This window comes from Bradyrhizobium sp. AT1 (assembly GCF_001590795.1).
Taxonomy (GTDB): domain Bacteria; phylum Pseudomonadota; class Alphaproteobacteria; order Rhizobiales; family Xanthobacteraceae; genus Bradyrhizobium.
The window spans coordinates 4,876,459-4,892,612 of record NZ_JXDL01000001.1 but is presented as its reverse complement, the minus strand read 5'-3'; the positions used below and the strand labels follow the sequence as shown (position 1 = coordinate 4,892,612).

The following is a 16,154-nucleotide window of genomic DNA, read 5'->3' as shown; positions in this document are numbered from 1 at the left end:
AGGCGCTTCGTCGCTGGAAGCGCCGCGTCCGCGCGATCGCGGCGCGCTCCTTCTCGATCTCGCCGGTCTCGAACAGGCGGCTGGCATGGACATGGGCGCGCTGCAGCTCGGTCGGGTCCGGTGCGCCCTTGGGCGAGGTGAGCAGCCAGGCCTCGGCGTCGGTCAGTTCCTCGCCGCGCAGCAGGCGGCCTCCGGACGCCGGGCGGCCGGCTCCGTCCCACCTCTGCGCCAGCTCGCCGATGCGCGTGTGCTGGCGAATCCAGGCGATGTCGGTCTCCAGCGCGACCGCCAGCGCCGACAAACCGGCGTCGAAATCGTCGTCGTCGCGCAGGAAGATGTAGTTGAGCCGCGCCAGGCGCGGCGGCAGGTCGGCGTCGGGGACAGGCCGATACAGCAGCGGCAGCAGTTTCTTCTGCAAGCTCTCGGTTCGTTCGGCCTCCCACGCGCAGACGTGCGAGGCGATCAGGTCGGGGCTGATGACGATGCCGATCGCGTCGGCGGAAAGGATCAGCGAATCGAGCCGCTCCTGCCACGGCTCGCCCGGCAAGATGTCCTTCTTGTCCAGATAGGCCTCGAAGCCGCGCGCGTTGAGGGCGTCGACGAGCCTGTTGGAAAAGACTGAGTCCTTGCGGGAATAGGAGATGAAGACGCGGGTTTTCCGGTCGCGGTTGCTCGTCGCGGCGATAGCAGCTTTCGCGGCAATGGCGGCGTCCATGGTGTGTCCCTTGCGGAACGCAGCACGCGCAATGATCGAAAAAGAAGAACTACGAGAGGCGCGAGGCGAACATGCCTCAGGTTAGGCTGACGCGCCCGCCGAGCCTATGAGGTGCTTCACACCTCTCCGCGCCCGCGATGGTCCCCAATCGCGAGCGCAGGGCGCGCTACGCCATTGAAAAAAGGCCGGATCAGGCCCGTTCCCGGACCTGCGCGAGAAGCCTTGGACCCGGCACGTTCTACAGGGCTGAGAGCGCCGGCTTCTGATTGTCCTGCGTCGCCAGGGCGCTGCGATCGAGCGACTCCAGCGTCGAGGCGTTGGCGCAATAGCCGTGATAGTTCTCCGCGGCGGTGCCGTCGGCGAGATCGCGGTCGCACCGTGCCTTGTGAGCGCAAAGCGAACAAACCCGCTCCATGTCGCGGAGCAACAGCGGCTGCGCGCGGCCTAGTCCGTCTGCGCTGATGCCGAGCTGTTCCAGCATCACCGGCAGCTCGTCGGCGGAATGCTTGCCGTGGCGGACCAGTTCCTCGAGATCGTCAGGCGAGATCCGTAGGTCGCTCGCGATTCGGTCGAAATCGGCGCGGTCGAGCTGCCGCATCTCGTTCAGCTCGCGGCGATGCTTCAGCCAGCTCGCAAAGGAGTCGATGAGATCCTGGACGATGGGATAAGGCCTGCTTGCGGTGCTCATGGAAAGCTCCTTCGGACAGCGGAATTGGAGCGAATTAAGCACAATGATGCAGGAGCGCGTTGCGCTGGATCAAACTGGCAAGAAGCCCCGGAAACCGCTCTCGTGTCCCGGACGCGCTGCAGCGTGCAACGCTGCTGCGCAGAGCCGGGACCCATCCCTCCGCAGTGCTGTGCCCCGGACGCAGCGCATCACCAAGAGGTGCTGCGCTGCGTCCGGGGCACGAGACCTAGCCAAACCGCTCCGTCGCCCAGGCATACAGGCTGCCCGGAATCGGCTTTTCGCCGCCGCGGCCCTTGGGCGAGATGTGCAGGCCGATGATCTCGGGGCTGGTGACGAGGCCGAGATAGCTCGAGGGATCGAAGAACAGTTTCGGCTCGGCGTGCACGGCATAGAACGACTGCTTCGGCAGCGCGCAAGCGAGCTCGCCGGTGCGGCGCGCCAGCGCGGTGAGCGCTGCGGGGCCATAGATCGCAACGCGGATATCGGAAAGGCGGCTCGAGCCGCCACGCAGGCGGCGCATCATGAAGGTGACGCGATGGCGGATCGACAGCCAGTTCGGCGTCAGCTCCTCCTGCTCCATCAGCTCTTCGAAGGCGGCGACGATGCCGTGCGCGGGCGGCAGATAGATCACGGAATTGCCGAGCTGGCGCGGCCGCTCCCAGGCGAAATAGGGTTTTGCCGGATCGACCTCGACCGGTTTGAGCAGCAGCACGTCGGCATCGAGCCAGAGGCCGAGGCCCTTCGCCATCAGCTTCATGCGGAAGAAATCGCTGAACTGCAGAATGGTCCAGTCGCGCCAGCTGCCGTCCGGCTGCGGCGGTCGCAAGCGTTCGGAGAACGCGTGCGGCAGGATCGCTTCCGCTTCCGCATTTGCGACGCCGGCGGGAAGGCCGGGAATGGGGTCGAAGCTGTAGACGGTGACCTTGTGGCCGGCAGCGATCTGCGAGCGCAGACAGGTCTGGCGCAGTGCGTCCATCGGGCCGTGCCAGAAGGTGACGATCTCGGGCAGCATCAGCGAACACTAGGGGATGATCAGGGCAAAGAAAAAGCCCCGGCGCATCGCACCGGGGCTTTGAACGAAACTTGCGATCAGGCCCAGGCGCGTTCGCGCTTGAGCTTGTCTTCATAGGTGTCGATCGAGGCCTTCTTCTCCATGGTGAGACCGATGTCGTCGAGGCCGTTGATCAGGCAGTGCTTGCGGAACGGGTCGATCTCGAACTTGACCTTGCCGCCGTCGGGGCCGCGGATCTCCTGGTTCGGCAGGTCGATCGTCAGCGTCGCGTTGGCGCCGCGCTCGGCGTCGTCGAACAGCTTGTCGAGGTCTTCCTGCGAAACGCGGATCGGCAGGATGCCGTTCTTGAAGCAGTTGTTGTAGAAGATGTCGCCGAACGAGGTCGAGATCACGCAGCGGATGCCGAAGTCGAGCAGCGCCCAGGGGGCGTGCTCGCGGCTCGAGCCGCAGCCGAAATTGTCGCCGGCGACCAGCACCTTCGCATTGCGATAGGCGGGCTGGTTGAGCACGAAGTCCAGGTTCTCGCTGCCGTCGTCCTTGTAGCGCTGCTCGGAGAACAGCCCCTTGCCAAGGCCGGTGCGCTTGATGGTCTTCAGGTACTGCTTCGGAATGATCATGTCGGTGTCGACATTGATGATCTTCAGCGGCGCCGCGACGCCTTCCAGCGTGGTGAACTTGTCCATCTCAGGCTTCCCGGTTTGTCGTCAGGGGAGGGCTGTTTAGCCCGGTTGGTGCACGAATCCTAGGCCGGATTCGGCAATCTTGGTCTGTCAGATATGATCTGCCGGCCCTTGCGGAGCCATGCTGTCGGGGACGAAGCCGGTCGGCAGACCGTCGATGCTCTTCATGTTCTTCAGGCCCCAGTACTTTCGCAAATTGTCGAGGCCCTGCCTGGTCCAGTAACGCACGAGGCTGCCACGCTCTTGCCTGTAGTCGAACAGTGGCACGCCCATGCCGCACGACGTCTGCACGAGGTCGATCGAGAGGCGTATGATCTGACGTGCCCCGGCGACGTCCTCGAACCGAGGGGCGAGATCGGCGTAATCAGGCGTGCCTCGCATGAGCGACCGGCCTTGGCCATAGAGGCGCAGGATCATTGGGGCGCCATCGAAGGCGCAAAACATGATGGTCAGCCGCTTGTCGTCAGAAGCCATCAGGTGCGCGCGGGTCTCGCTGCCGCTGCCAGTGACGTCGAGATAGGCGACATCATTGTCTCCGAGCACCCGGAATGAGGACAGGCCCTTGGGGGACACGTTGATGCGTCCCTTGGGCGGGGCGCTGGCAACGAAGAAGATCTTCTGCCGCTCGATGAAAGCCCTGTGCTCCGGCTCGATCCGCGTGAATTGCTTCCCCATGCCCGTGCGTCCTCTGCGCAGCGACAAATTAATGGCGGAAAGCTAGCATACGGCTAATACCAGTTTAAGAACCTATATTATGCTAGTATAATTGCTACTATGAAAGGACAGGATCCAGCCGCCCCGGCACTCTCGCTCAGCGCGTTCTTGCGGGCGCTCCGGGAGCGCCAGTCACCGGCAGAATTCGGCCTCGCCAGTGGATCACGACGGCGCACGCCCGGACTTCGGCGCGAAGAGGTCGCGCAGCTCTGCGGATTGAGCGTCACCTGGTACACGTGGATCGAGCAGGGGCGTGACGTGTCCGTGTCCGCGGCAGCACTTTCGCGCCTCGCGCACGGATTGCGTCTGTCACGCGCCGAGCGCAGCTACCTGTTCGAGGTTGCGGGCAAGCGCGATCCCGAACGTCCCAGCACAAGGGATGATCCGCCTGAAGAAATCCTGGCCTGTGTCGATGCGATCGATGGACCGGCCTATATCCTCGATCGCACATGGCGTGCGCGTCGCTGGAATGCACAAGCGTCCCTCCTGTTTGCAGGATGGCTCGATGCAGACGGCGAAAAGAATCTCCTGCGCTACATCTTTCTGAGGCCTGAGGCTCGAACCCTGATCCTTGACTGGACTTCCCGAGCACGCCGCGTCGTTGCAGAGTTCCGTGCCGCGGTGACAGCCTACTCCGATGATCCCGAGATTCGCTGGCTGGTGGAGCAACTGAGACGAGAAAGTCCCGATTTCGAACGCTGCTGGGACACGCAGGGGGTCTTGGCTCGCGAAGGAGGCGAGCGTGCGTTCAATCATCCGACCATGGGCTACTTGCACTATCAGCAGGTGTCGCTGTCTCTCGCGGGGTGGTCCGATTATCGACTGACGATGCTTCTCTCTGCGCCGCGCCTTGGTCAGTCCGCGTCCTGCTCCGCCTGAGCCTCGATCGCTTCCATATCGTCGTCCGACAGGCCGAAATGGTGGCCGATCTCGTGGATCAGGACGTGGCGGACGATGTGGCCGAGGCTTTCGTCGTGCTCGGCCCAGTAATCCAGGATCGGCCGGCGGTAGAGCCAGACCATGTTGGGCAGCCGCGCTACGTCACTGACGCTTTGCTGCGGCAGGCCGACGCCCTGGAACAGGCCAAGCAGGTCGAACTCGCTCTCGCATTCCAGCTCGTCCAGGACCTCTTCGGTCGGGAAGTCGTCGACGCGGATGATGACGCCTTCGCAGAGCTTGCGGAACTCGGCCGGCAGTCGCTCGAAGATGTCGTGAGCCGTCGCTTCCATCTCGGCCAGCGAGGGCGCTTTCAATTCCGTCCACATGCGGCTGTCTTAGCGCGGGTTTCCCGCTGATGCATCCCGCTTTATAAAAGCGGTGAGGTTGACGGGCGGCGCCAAAACGGGGAGCGTGGCCCCGCGACGGGACGTTTCAGGTGGGCGAAAAAATGCGAGCAAAAACAGCGCTGACGCTACTGTGCATGGGGTTGTTTTCGCAATTTTGCGTTGGCGCGGAGGCGCAGACGGCGGCCCCCGGCGTCAGGCTGGCGCAGGCAACTGCACCGGACGACATCCCGCCGCCGCGCAAGCGGCACCCCGCGCGCCTGCGCGTCACGCCCTATTACAGCCCTGACGGCGTCTACCCGCGCTACAATCCGGGTCCCAATGCGGTCCGTGAATGCAACGCGACCTATGTGCAGGAATTCCGCCCGAGCGGCACCGTGATCGTGCCGCGCGTGAGCTGCCATTGGCGCCCCGGCTAAGGCGGCGCGTGAGCTCTTGAGGTGATCATGGCGAGATGGATTGCAGGGGCCGTTGTCGCCGCGCTTGCCACTGGCCTGCCTTGCGCGTCAGCGGCACATCGGGTGGCGATCCCAGAGGCCTCGGCCGGGATTGCGGTCTTCGATGTGCGACGGCCCGCGCGCACCACCATCGCGCCGCCCCTCGTGCGCCGTGATCCCCGCTACTACGCGCGGCCCGTCCATTATCGTCCCTATCCCTACGGCGTGCCCGCACCTTTCGTGTTCGGCTACGGCCCGTTCTGGTGACGCGCTAGCCGGCGGGCGCAAATCCCTTGACCAGCAGCACGGTCGCCTCTGCGCCCGCCTTGCGGTCGCGCGAGATCTCCTCGTAGTCCGCTGAGTTCGAGAAGGCGAGGAAGGCGGTCTCGTCGGGAAACGACATCATGACAAGCTTGTCGTGCGGCCATGTTCCTTCCAGCACGCGTGGGTGTTCATCGGCGGCGAGCAGCCGGCCGTCGAACTTCCTGAACACGTCGAAGAACCGCGCCTGGTAGCGGTCATAGGCCGCGCGGTCCGTCATCTTGAGCTGCGCGATTGCGTAGACGGTCATTCCTCAAAGCTCCTCTCGTCGCGGCACCGCGTCGCAGCGCGGAGCCCGGCTTCGTTCATTCATGGCGCGTTCACATCGCTGACCGCAATTTAATCTTGGGAGCGACTGCAATTGAACAGGGATGACGCGGGGCCGGGAACGAGCATCGCAACTCCGCTGTCCAGATTCAGGGAGAATTTCCATGCTGAGGACTTTAAGTCCCAGGGCAAGCGCGATGCGCCTGCTCGGGATTGCGGCCGCCGCGACGCTGATGCTGACGGCCGGCACCGCGCGTCAGGCTGAAGCGCTGACCTTGATCAATCCGGCGACGTCACCGGCGACGAAGGCGGCGACCGACGACCTCGTCACGCAGGTTCGCCACGGCGGCGGCGGACATGGCGGGGGCGGACATTTTCACGGCGGCGGCGGTTTCCGCGGTGGCGGCTTCCATGGTGGTGGAGGACATATCGGCGGTTTCCGCGGCGGCGGATTTCATGGCGGCCATGTCGGCGGCTTCCGCGCCGCGCCGGCCTTCCATGGTGGTGGCTATCGCTATGGTGGCGTTCACCGCTATGGCGGATTTCATCGCTACGGGATCTATCGGCCGCACTACGGCCACCGCCACTTCCACCGGCGCTATTATGTCGGCGGCTACTATCCCTACTACCACCATCCACGCCGCTGCCGGATCATCTGGACCTATTACGGCCCGCGCCGCATCTGCCGCTGGCATCGCTGGCACCATCCGTATCGGTACTGGTAGCGGAAACTATTCCGGACGCGTCATGGCCGGACTTGTCCCGGCCATCCACGTTCTGGCGCCTATGTCGGAGCGCGTAGCTACAGCCAATCCTTCAGCTTCCACGACGAAGCCTTCCACCGCATCAGATTGTCCAGCTTCCACTGCTTGAACATCGCCGGCGGCCAGCGGCTGAGTTTCGAGGTCTCCTCGACCTCCGGCTTGGCGACGATACGCAAGGGTGCCGCGCGCCGGCGGTGCTGGCGCGTGGCCTCGCCGATCAGGTCGACATATTCCGGCTTGTTGGCCATGGCTCTCGTCCTCGCGAAACCTCGCGAGGGCGAGAGTGTCAGGCGATCGTTTAACGGCGGTTTGCCGCGATCGCTACAATTGCTGGGATTGGCTTAGCGCCAGTCCCGGACGTCGACGAAGTGACCGGCGATCGCTGCCGCTGCGGCCATCGCCGGCGACACCAGATGGGTGCGGCCCTTGAAGCCCTGGCGGCCCTCGAAATTGCGGTTCGAGGTCGAGGCGCAGCGCTCTTCCGGGGCCAGCTTGTCGGGGTTCATCGCGAGGCACATCGAGCAGCCCGGCTCGCGCCATTCGAAACCAGCCTTGATGAAGATCTTGTCGAGACCTTCAGCCTCGGCCTGCTCCTTCACGAGGCCCGAGCCCGGCACCACCATGGCATTGACGTTGGCCGAAACCGTCTTGCCTTCCGCGATCTTCGCGGCGGCGCGCAGATCCTCGATGCGGCCATTGGTGCAGGAGCCGATGAAGATGCGGTCGACCTTGATGTCGGTGATCTTCGTTCCCGCGGTCAGGCCCATGTATTTCAGCGCGCGATGCTTGGAGATGCGCTTGGCCTCGTCCGCAATCTTATCAGGATCGGGAACGAATCCGGTCACCGAGATCACGTCCTCGGGGCTGGTACCCCAGGTCACGATCGGCGGCAGCTTGGCGGCGTCGAGGCGCAGCTCGTGGTCGAAATGCGCGCCGTCGTCGGAGCGCAGCTTCTCCCAATAACGCATCGCCGCATCCCAGTCCGCGCCCTTCGGCGCCTTCGGCCGGCCGCGCAGGAAGTCGAACGCCTTCTGGTCCGGCGCGACGAGGCCGGCGCGGGCGCCGCCTTCGATCGACATGTTGCAGACCGTCATGCGGCCTTCCATGCTGAGCGCGCTGATCGCGTCGCCGGCGTATTCCAGCACATAACCGGTGCCGCCCGCGGTGCCGATCTCGCCGATGATGGCGAGGATGATGTCCTTGCCCGTCACGCCGTCAGGCAATTTGCCGTCGACGGTAACGCGCATGTTCTTCGCCTTCTTCTGGATCAGCGTTTGCGTCGCCAGCACGTGCTCGACCTCGGACGTGCCGATGCCGTGCGCGAGCGCGCCGAACGCGCCATGCGTCGAGGTGTGGCTGTCACCGCAGACGATGGTGGTGCCGGGCAGCGTGAAGCCCTGCTCGGGGCCGATGACGTGGACGACGCCCTGGCGCTTGTCGAACTCGTTGTAATATTCGATGCCGAATTCCCTGGCGTTCTCGGCCAGCGCCTTGATCTGCTCGATGCTCTCCGGATCAGGATTCGGCTTGGTGCGATCGGTGGTCGGCACGTTGTGGTCGACGACGGCGAGCGTCTTCTCCGGCGCGTGGACCTTGCGCCCGGTGGCGCGCAGGCCTTCGAATGCCTGGGGCGAGGTCACCTCGTGCACCAGGTGGCGATCGATATAGAGTAGGCAGGTGCCGTCCTCGGCTTCGTGCACCAGATGGTCGTTCCAGATCTTGTCGTACAATGTGGTGGGCTTGGACATGAGCGTCAGCTCCGAAGAATGTGTGAAGCGGGTAAGCGCGCATCGCGCGGGCAACAAAATCGTCAGCGCAGCCTGTTAGGCTGCGGGACTAAGCTCTGACGTTGCCGAGGTCGCGAAGCGGCCGAAGAACCGGCCAGGCAGCCGCGAGCGATCGTCGATGACGATGCGCTGGACGGGGGCGAAGCTGGTCAGATCTGGAAACATTCCAGGAATATATAGCAGGCCGAACTGGAATCGCGAGTGGTTTGAAGCGCACGGCTGACGCAACAAAAAAGCGCGGAGCCGAGCCCCGCGCTTTCGAAAACGTGCCTGGAGAAGCGAGGCTTACTCGTTGACGGCAGCCTTGGCGTGCTCGGTCTTCTCGACGATGCGGGCCGACTTGCCGCGCAGGTTGCGGAGGTAATAGAGCTTGGCGCGACGCACCTTGCCGCGGCGCACCACCTTGATCGAATCGATCATCGGCGACATCACCGGGAACACGCGCTCCACGCCTTCGCCGTAGGAGATCTTGCGCACGGTGAAGCTCTCGTTGAGGCCACCGCCGGAACGGCCGATGCAGACGCCTTCATAGGCCTGCACGCGGGTGCGGTCGCCTTCGACGACCTTCACGTTGACGATCACGGTGTCGCCGGGACCGAATTCCGGAATGTCCTTGCCGGCGGACAGCTTGTCGAATTGCTCTTGCTCGAGCTGCTTGATCAGGTTCATGGGGTAATCTCCATCGGCGCGCCCAGCCCTGGAAACGGGGGGCTGCGCAAAATTCGTCTATCCAGCCATTGCGGATTTGGCCGCTGCTATAAGGCAAGCCGGAGCGTTTGTCACCCGTCTGTCTTGTTTTTTGGCGTTTTTTGGCGACCGGACCGATTCGCCGGCTTGGGCGGGATCTGGGCCCATAAATCCGGCCGACGGGCTGCCGTCAGGGCCTCGGATTGCGCCCGGCGCCAGCTGGCGACCTTGGCGTGGTCGCCGGAGGTCAGGATCTCGGGGATCGGAACTCCCTCGAACAGCTGCGGGCGGGTGTATTGGGGGTATTCCAAGAGGCCATCGGAGAAGCTTTCCTCGGTTCCCGAGGCCTCCTTGCCCATCACCCCCGGCAGCAGCCGCACGCAGGCGTCGATCAGGGCCAGGGCTGCGATTTCACCGCCGGACAGCACGTAATCGCCGATCGAGACCTCCTCCAGGCCGCGACCGTCGATCACCCGCTGGTCGATCCCCTCGAACCGCCCGCAGACGATCAGGGGGCCGGGGCCCTTGGCGAGGTCCGCAACGAGTGTCTGGGTCAATGGCCGACCGCGCGGGCTCATCAGCAGGCGAGGCCGGTCGGATGCGATCTCGGCGGCATCGATGGCCGCCGCCAAGACATCCGCCCGCAGCACCATGCCCGGCCCGCCGCCGGCCGGGGTGTCGTCGACGCTGCGGTGACGGTCGGTGGCGGAAGCGCGGATGTCCCGCGCCTCGATCTCCCACAGTCCCGAGGCGAGCGCCCGTCCGGCGAGGCTCACGCCGAGCGGTCCCGGAAACATCTCCGGAAACAGCGTCAGCACCGTCGCGCGCCAGGGTGAAGGGTTTGCCATTGCAGTCAGCTTAGCCAAAAACCACGGCCCGTGGTTATGGGTCCCCGCGTTCGCGGGGACGACCCGTGGAGAGAGCTTCGCCTCGCTCCTCCCCCTCGACCTCCTGCGGCAGCGCGATCACGACGCGGCCGCCTTCGAGGTCGACCTCCGGCACCACCGCGTTCGAGAACGGCAGCAGCAGCGTCGTGCCCTTGGGTGGAGCGATCTCGATGATGTCGCCGGCGCCGAAATTATGGATCGCGAGCACGCGACCGAGCGCGTCGCCATCGGTGGTGACGGCGTCGAGCCCGATCAGATCGGTGTGGTAATATTCATCCTCGTCCGTCGCGGGCAGCTTGTCGCGCGCGACGTAGAGTTCGATGCCGTTGAGGCGCTCGGCCTCATCGCGGGTCGTGACGCCCTTGAACGTCGCGACCAGATGGTCCCTGGCTTCGCGCGCCGTCGCGACCTCGAACTGGCGCTTGCCGTCCTTGGACAGAAGCGGGCCGTAATGCCTGACGGCAAAGGGATCCTCGGTGAAGGTCCACAATTTGACCGCACCGCGCACTCCATGCGCGGCGCCGATCCGCGCGACGCAGACCAGCGCCGACATGATCTCCCCTTAGCCCTTCGCGGCGGCTTCGGCCTGCGCCTTGCGCTCCTTGCGCGGCACGGCCTTCTCGGGGTTGTTGCGCGCTTCGCGCTTCTTGACGCCGGCAGCATCGAGGAAACGCGCCACGCGGTCCGACGGCTGCGCGCCCTTGGCGAGCCAGGCCTTGACCTTGTCCATGTCGAGCTTCAGGCGGGTCTCGTTGTCCTTCGGCAGCAGCGGGTTGAAATAGCCGAGACGCTCGATGAAGCGGCCATCGCGGGGGAAGCGCGAATCGGCGACGACGATGTGATAGACGGGACGCTTCTTGGTGCCTGCGCGGGCGAGGCGGATGACGACGGACATCTAGTTCTCCTTCAAAGTACAGTTTGTTCGGTTGATTGGCATTTTCGCGCCGCGCGGGACATTGACGACCCCCACGACGAATTCCTCATTTCTTCTTGCCGGGAAAGCCGCCGAGCCCCGGCAGGGTCGGCTTGCCGCTGAGGCCCGTAAGCCCCGGCAAATTCGGGAGGCCCGAGCGAAGCCCAGGCGGCAGGTCTTTCGGCAGGCTGGGCAGACCTTGTCCACCACCGGCCTGCATCTTCTCCTGCATCGCCTTCATCTCTTCGGGCGAAGGCATCTTCATGCCGCCGCCAAAGCCCATCGCCTGCGCGATGCCGGCGAGCGGGCCGCGCTTGCCCGAGCCCATGGCCTTCATCACGTCGGCCATGTTCCGGTGCATCTTGAGCAGCTTGTTGACCTGCTCGACGCTCTGGCCGCTGCCCGAGGCGATCCGCTTCTTGCGGCTGGCCTTGAGCAGGTCCGGATGACGGCGCTCGTCGCGCGTCATGGAATCGATGATCGCGACCTGGCGCTTCAGGATCTTGTCGTCGATGCCGGCCGCGGCGATCTGGTTCTTCATCTTGGAGATGCCGGGCATCATGCCCATCAGCCCGCTGATGCCGCCCATATTGGCCATCTGCGACAGCTGCTCGCGCATGTCGTTGAGGTCGAACTGACCCTTGCGCATGCGCTCGGCGGTGCGCGCGGCCTTTTCGGCGTCGATATTCGCGGCGGCGCGCTCGACCAGCGAGACCACGTCGCCCATGCCGAGGATGCGGCCGGCGATACGGTCGGGGTGGAAATCTTCCAGCGCATCGGTCTTTTCGCCGGTGCCGATCAGCTTGATCGGCTTGCCGGTGACGGCGCGCATCGATAGCGCGGCGCCGCCGCGGCCGTCGCCGTCAACGCGTGTCAGCACGATGCCGGTGAGGCCGACGCGTTCGTCGAACGCGCGCGCGAGGTTCACGGCATCCTGGCCGGTGAGGCTGTCGGCGACCAGCAGCACTTCATGCGGATTGGCCGCGGCTTTGATCGCGGCAGCCTCCGCCATCATCTCTTCGTCGAGCGTGGTGCGGCCGGCGGTGTCGAGCAGCACGACGTCGTAGCCGCCGAGCTTGCCGGCTTCCAGCGCGCGCTTGGCAATCTGCGGCGGCTGCTGTCCCGCGACGATCGGCAGCGTCGGAATGTCGAGATCGCGGCCGAGCACGGCCAGCTGTTCCATCGCCGCCGGACGGTAGACGTCGAGCGAAGCCATCAGCACCTTGCGCTTGTCGCGCTGGACCAGGCGGCGGGCGAGCTTTGCGGTGGTGGTGGTTTTACCGGAGCCTTGCAGGCCGACCATCATGATCGGCACCGGCGGCACGGAATTGACGTCGATGGTCTGGCTTTCGGCGCCGAGCGTGTTGATCAGCTCGTCATGGACGATCTTGACCACCATCTGGCCGGGGGTCACCGACTTGACGACGGTGGCGCCGATCGCCTGCTCGCGGACGCGCTCGGTGAAGCTGCGGACCACCTCGAGGGCGACGTCGGCCTCCAGCAGCGCGCGGCGCACCTCGCGCATCGCGGCGTCGACATCCTTTTCGGTCAGCGCACCGCGCCCCGTCAGACGATCGAGAATTCCGCCAAGCCGTTCCGACAGATTGTCGAACAATGAAGTTGTCCTGTTGCTGTCCCCCAGATGGAGGAGCGCTCCGTTACTCTCCGCTGTCATGCCGCGCGAAGGCGGGGCATCCAGTACGCCGCGGCACCTCGGTTCTAGCCGAGCCGCCTCTGGAATACTGGATCCCCCGCCTCCGCGGGGGATGACCACTTCCTCAGGCCAAACGATCTTCCAAACACCTTTACGCCCGAGGGCGCACAGCGCTGTCGGGCGTTGACCTCCGGCCTCGAGGGCCGGTCGGCGGGTCGAAAAGAAAGCCTTTCCGAGAAAGTAGCGGGGTTAAACGCCGCTCCCGCCCAAAAGTCAAGGAAAGTTAGGGTGCGGGCGCCCCTCCGCCATGGCAACACCTTGAAAATATGGCCTTTTCCGGCGACGGGTTCCCTTTTCGGCAGCTCCGCCCATATAGCGGTGATGTCTTACCGTACCGACCGTTTCTAAAAGCCCGCCGTGCCGATCACCCGCCGCCGCCTGTTCGGACTGCTTGCCGGCGCCGGCGCGCTGGTCGGCGTGCCCTCGCTCTGGATGTCCTACATGAAAACCTATGACGGCCCGGTCTCCGACCATTTCGACGGCCTGACCTTTTTCGATCCGGACGGTGCACCGCCAAAGTCGCTGCGCGAGGTGCTGCGCTGGCAGCTCGGCGGCAAGCGGAAGCGCGCCGAATGGCCGGATTGGGCTCCCAGCCCCCATGCCGACACCCCGCCGGCGCGGGTCGATGGCGATCGGTTGCGGCTCTCTTTCGTCGGCCACGCCAGTTGGCTGATCCAGACCGGCGGCCTCAACATTCTGGTCGATCCCGTCTGGTCGGAGCGGGTCTCGCCGGTCAGCTTCGCCGGGCCGAAGCGGCACAACGATCCCGGCATCGCGTTCGAGAAGCTGCCGAAGATCGATGTCGTCCTGGTCTCGCACGGTCATTACGATCATCTCGACATCGCGACGCTGTCACGGCTCACCAAGAATTTTGCCCCGCGCGTGGTCACCCCGCTCGGCAACGATGTGACGATGCGCAGCTGGGATTCCATGATCAAGGTGGAAGCCTTCGATTGGCACGACCGCGTCGATCTCGGTGGCGGCATCGCCGTGCACCTGGTGCCGACAAGGCACTGGACGGCGCGCGGCATGTTCGATCGCAACAAGGCGCTGTGGGCGAGCTTCGTGCTGGAGACGCCGGCCGGCAAAATCTACGTCGTCTGCGATTCCGGCTATGGCGATGGCAGGCATTTCCGCCGCGTCGCCGAGAAGCACGGCAAGCTGCGTCTCGCCATCCTCCCCATCGGCGCCTACGAGCCGCGCTGGTTCATGCGCGACCAGCACATGAATCCGGAAGATGCGGTGAAGGCGCTGGCCGATTGCGGCGCCGAGGCCGCGCTCGGGCATCATCACGGCACGTTCCAGCTGACGGATGAAGCGATCGACGCGCCGGCGAAGGCGCTGGTCGAGGCGCTCGATGCGGCGAAGATTCCGCAGGAGCGGTTCGTGGCGATGAAGCCGGGGCAGGTGGTGGAGATCTAGGTCCCGTCCCCCTGAACCCGGCGGCGCGACGAGTTCGTGCGGCTCTGCGTCGTTGAACCCAAAAGCCCATGACGCAACAAAACACCATGGATTTGGTCGGAAGACCTTGATCGATGGATGGAGCCGGCCTGTGGGATTTTTGCTGAGAATTGTGCTTGCAGCTGCTCTCGTGAGCCTTGCTCCAGCCGCCGCCCGGGCGAAGGACCCCGTCGCGTCTCCTGCCGTGCAGAAGGAGTTCGATGGCTTCATCGAGAAGTTTCGTGCGGCGCTGAAGGCAAACGACTCCGCTGCCGTCGCCGGTATGACGCGATTGCCGTTCATGAACGACAAAGCAATTCGCGACGCCGCGCAATTTGCCGCCAAGACCTATCGGACAGAGTTCACGGCGAAGAATCGCGCGTGTCTCCAGCGCGGCAAGGCCGTCTACAGTCGTGATGACTATAAAAACGACAGTTACTTCATCTTCTGCGGCGATCTCATCTTCGTCTTTAGCAAGACGCCCGCGGGGTTTCTTTTTACCGATATCAGCGTGAATGACTGATCGGGCAGGTGGTGGCGATTTAGCTCCGCGCTCGCCACACATGCAGCTCGTCGTCCCGGACAAGCGCGCCTAAGCGCGCGCAGATCCGGGACCCATAACCACAGGGAGGAGTTTGGCGAAGACTCGGAGTTGCCTATGTCGCGTCACAACCACTCCCTGTGGTTATGGGTCCCCGCGTTCGCGGGGACGACAACTGCGGCAGTGTGCCTCTTACTGCCCCTGCTTGATGGCCCAGCTCACATTCACCGTCACCGACAGCGTCTCCTCACCCGGGGCGATCGCGGCGGGGGCGGCCTGCGGAGCTATCGCCATCCTCGCCTTGAACAGCGGCACCGGAGCGCCGCCCTCGGACACGCTCAGCGGGGCGCCCAGCGTAACGCCGGTGGCCTTGGCATAGATCTCCGCCTTGCGGCGGGCGTCCGCCACTGCCTGCTCACGCGCCTCGTCGAGCAGCTTTGAGGCCTGCGTCACTTCGAACGAGATGTTGCCGATGTCGTTGGCGCCGGCGCCGACCAGCGTGTCGATGATGCCGGCCACCTTGGTGACGTCGCGGATCTTGACGGTAACGCGATTAGAGGCGCGGAAGCCGACCACCGGGGATGCGCCGGTGGATTTGTTCTGGCCATATTGCGGCTGCAGCGACAGGCGCGAGGTCTGGTAATCCTTCTCGGCGATCCCGGCGCCCTTCAGCGCCAGCAGCACCTTGCCCATCGCGGCGTTGTTGGCGTCGGACGCTTCCTTCGCCGTCTTGGCGTCGTTGGCGACACCGGCATCGATCTGCGCCAGATCCGGCGCGACCGAAACATTGGCTTCGCCGCTCACCGAAATGGCGGCTGGAAAGTCATCAGCGAGAGCAGGCGTCGCCAGCAAGGTGGCGAAAACGGCGGCAAACGACGTAACGAGGACGGCAGGCTTTTTCATCAGTCTCACTTCAGCGGCACGAAAACGTTGATCACGAGCTTGTCCTCAGCGGTCTTCAGGGGATCGGTGAGGTACTCCTCGATGAAGGTGTCCTTGGCTTCCAGCCTCTTGTCGTCGAGGTGATTGGTGATCGCCTCATAGGTGTTGTCCATGTTGTCGTAGGAACCGCGGTGGACGAACTTCAATGCCTTGCCTTCCGGCGATTTGCCGATGCTCATGTCCTTGAGCAGGCTCTTGGGATCCTGATCGACCGGGATCTCGGCGAGGAAGGTGAAACCGGTGTCGTCGGTCGAGGTGTAGACGATCATCGAATTGCCGGCGTGCTTGATGCCTTGCTTGTCCAGCAGCGTGTTCAGCGCCTTGAAGGCGTCGACCAGCGTGTCGAAGGCCGAATCCCAATT

The 16,154-nt window shown here is 64.5% G+C and carries 22 protein-coding genes; 6 read left to right on the top strand and 16 right to left on the bottom strand.

The annotated features are described in order from the left end of the window. The 5 genes from SE92_RS22705 to SE92_RS22685 all read right to left on the bottom strand — a co-directional run. Positions 1 to 715, bottom strand: a 715-nt coding sequence (locus SE92_RS22705; protein WP_157095937.1) for a toll/interleukin-1 receptor domain-containing protein, incomplete at its 3' end; no start/stop codon positions are given. A 238-nt stretch (positions 716 to 953) separates the two neighbouring features. Beyond that, positions 954 to 1,403: a hypothetical protein gene (locus SE92_RS22700; RefSeq protein ID WP_063198521.1), complete on the bottom strand. Its 450-nt coding sequence runs from the start codon at positions 1,401 to 1,403 to the stop codon at positions 954 to 956. 226 nt (positions 1,404 to 1,629) lie between these two features. Next, complete coding sequence (locus SE92_RS22695; protein ID WP_063198519.1) at positions 1,630 to 2,415, bottom strand: glycosyltransferase family 32 protein; 786 nt, start codon at positions 2,413 to 2,415, stop codon at positions 1,630 to 1,632. 77 nt (positions 2,416 to 2,492) lie between these two features. Then, the gene (leuD, locus tag SE92_RS22690; protein WP_063198517.1) at positions 2,493 to 3,098 is read right to left on the bottom strand and encodes a 3-isopropylmalate dehydratase small subunit; all 606 of its coding nucleotides are present in this window, start codon (positions 3,096 to 3,098) and stop codon (positions 2,493 to 2,495) included. Positions 3,099 to 3,185: 87 nt separating this feature from the next. Continuing rightward, on the bottom strand, positions 3,186 to 3,770 hold the full coding sequence (locus SE92_RS22685; protein WP_063198516.1) for a pyridoxamine 5'-phosphate oxidase family protein: 585 nt from the start codon (positions 3,768 to 3,770) through the stop codon (positions 3,186 to 3,188). A gap of 99 nt (positions 3,771 to 3,869) precedes the next feature. Between SE92_RS22685 and SE92_RS35125 the strand changes: the two genes are divergently transcribed. Continuing rightward, a complete protein-coding gene (locus tag SE92_RS35125) occupies positions 3,870 to 4,688 on the top strand; it encodes a helix-turn-helix transcriptional regulator (RefSeq protein WP_084251878.1) in 819 nt (272 codons plus the stop codon). On the opposite strand, the gene SE92_RS22675 is transcribed toward SE92_RS35125, so the two are convergent. Beyond that, positions 4,664 to 5,074, bottom strand: a complete 411-nt coding sequence (locus SE92_RS22675) for a metallopeptidase family protein (RefSeq protein WP_063198512.1) — start codon at positions 5,072 to 5,074, stop codon at positions 4,664 to 4,666. The genes SE92_RS35125 and SE92_RS22675 overlap by 25 nt on opposite strands. Before the next feature lie 155 nt (positions 5,075 to 5,229). Between SE92_RS22675 and SE92_RS22670 the strand changes: the two genes are divergently transcribed. Next, a complete protein-coding gene (locus SE92_RS22670) occupies positions 5,230 to 5,511 on the top strand; it encodes a hypothetical protein (protein WP_063198510.1) in 282 nt (93 codons plus the stop codon). A gap of 27 nt (positions 5,512 to 5,538) precedes the next feature. After that, the gene (locus SE92_RS22665) at positions 5,539 to 5,796 is read left to right on the top strand and encodes a hypothetical protein (protein WP_063198508.1); all 258 of its coding nucleotides are present in this window, start codon (positions 5,539 to 5,541) and stop codon (positions 5,794 to 5,796) included. A gap of 4 nt (positions 5,797 to 5,800) precedes the next feature. On the opposite strand, the gene SE92_RS22660 is transcribed toward SE92_RS22665, so the two are convergent. After that, the gene (locus SE92_RS22660) at positions 5,801 to 6,100 is read right to left on the bottom strand and encodes a DUF1330 domain-containing protein (RefSeq protein ID WP_063198507.1); all 300 of its coding nucleotides are present in this window, start codon (positions 6,098 to 6,100) and stop codon (positions 5,801 to 5,803) included. Positions 6,101 to 6,281: 181 nt separating this feature from the next. Between SE92_RS22660 and SE92_RS22655 the strand changes: the two genes are divergently transcribed. Continuing rightward, positions 6,282 to 6,842 (top strand): hypothetical protein, encoded by a 561-nt coding sequence (locus SE92_RS22655; RefSeq protein ID WP_063198505.1) that lies wholly within the window; start codon positions 6,282 to 6,284, stop codon positions 6,840 to 6,842. A gap of 77 nt (positions 6,843 to 6,919) precedes the next feature. Here SE92_RS22655 and SE92_RS22650 read toward each other — a convergent pair whose 3' ends face one another. From SE92_RS22650 to ffh, 7 genes are all read right to left on the bottom strand, one after another. Next, on the bottom strand, positions 6,920 to 7,129 hold the full coding sequence (locus SE92_RS22650) for a hypothetical protein (RefSeq protein ID WP_063198504.1): 210 nt from the start codon (positions 7,127 to 7,129) through the stop codon (positions 6,920 to 6,922). A 93-nt stretch (positions 7,130 to 7,222) separates the two neighbouring features. After that, positions 7,223 to 8,629, bottom strand: coding sequence for a 3-isopropylmalate dehydratase large subunit (gene leuC / locus SE92_RS22645; protein WP_063198502.1), 1,407 nt, complete (start codon positions 8,627 to 8,629; stop codon positions 7,223 to 7,225). A 324-nt stretch (positions 8,630 to 8,953) separates the two neighbouring features. Beyond that, complete coding sequence (gene rplS, locus SE92_RS22640; protein WP_028133304.1) at positions 8,954 to 9,337, bottom strand: 50S ribosomal protein L19; 384 nt, start codon at positions 9,335 to 9,337, stop codon at positions 8,954 to 8,956. A gap of 110 nt (positions 9,338 to 9,447) precedes the next feature. Next, positions 9,448 to 10,203, bottom strand: coding sequence for a tRNA (guanosine(37)-N1)-methyltransferase TrmD (gene trmD, locus SE92_RS22635; RefSeq protein ID WP_063198500.1), 756 nt, complete (start codon positions 10,201 to 10,203; stop codon positions 9,448 to 9,450). Between the two features lie 34 nt (positions 10,204 to 10,237). Next, the gene (rimM, locus tag SE92_RS22630) at positions 10,238 to 10,795 is read right to left on the bottom strand and encodes a ribosome maturation factor RimM (RefSeq protein ID WP_063198499.1); all 558 of its coding nucleotides are present in this window, start codon (positions 10,793 to 10,795) and stop codon (positions 10,238 to 10,240) included. Positions 10,796 to 10,804: 9 nt separating this feature from the next. Next, positions 10,805 to 11,137 (bottom strand): 30S ribosomal protein S16, encoded by a 333-nt coding sequence (rpsP, locus tag SE92_RS22625; RefSeq protein ID WP_063198497.1) that lies wholly within the window; start codon positions 11,135 to 11,137, stop codon positions 10,805 to 10,807. A gap of 85 nt (positions 11,138 to 11,222) precedes the next feature. Then, positions 11,223 to 12,770 (bottom strand): signal recognition particle protein, encoded by a 1,548-nt coding sequence (ffh, locus tag SE92_RS22620; protein WP_063198495.1) that lies wholly within the window; start codon positions 12,768 to 12,770, stop codon positions 11,223 to 11,225. A gap of 456 nt (positions 12,771 to 13,226) precedes the next feature. Between ffh and SE92_RS22615 the strand changes: the two genes are divergently transcribed. Continuing rightward, the gene (locus SE92_RS22615; RefSeq protein WP_063198494.1) at positions 13,227 to 14,291 is read left to right on the top strand and encodes an MBL fold metallo-hydrolase; all 1,065 of its coding nucleotides are present in this window, start codon (positions 13,227 to 13,229) and stop codon (positions 14,289 to 14,291) included. Between the two features lie 130 nt (positions 14,292 to 14,421). Then, positions 14,422 to 14,832: a hypothetical protein gene (locus tag SE92_RS22610; protein ID WP_245324667.1), complete on the top strand. Its 411-nt coding sequence runs from the start codon at positions 14,422 to 14,424 to the stop codon at positions 14,830 to 14,832. A 210-nt stretch (positions 14,833 to 15,042) separates the two neighbouring features. On the opposite strand, the gene SE92_RS22605 is transcribed toward SE92_RS22610, so the two are convergent. Both SE92_RS22605 and SE92_RS22600 read right to left on the bottom strand, forming a co-directional pair. Further along, positions 15,043 to 15,753: an SIMPL domain-containing protein gene (locus SE92_RS22605; RefSeq protein ID WP_063198490.1), complete on the bottom strand. Its 711-nt coding sequence runs from the start codon at positions 15,751 to 15,753 to the stop codon at positions 15,043 to 15,045. Positions 15,754 to 15,758: 5 nt separating this feature from the next. Next, positions 15,759 to 16,154 (bottom strand): GyrI-like domain-containing protein (locus SE92_RS22600; protein ID WP_198172756.1); only part of this gene is annotated, 396 nt, incomplete at its 5' end.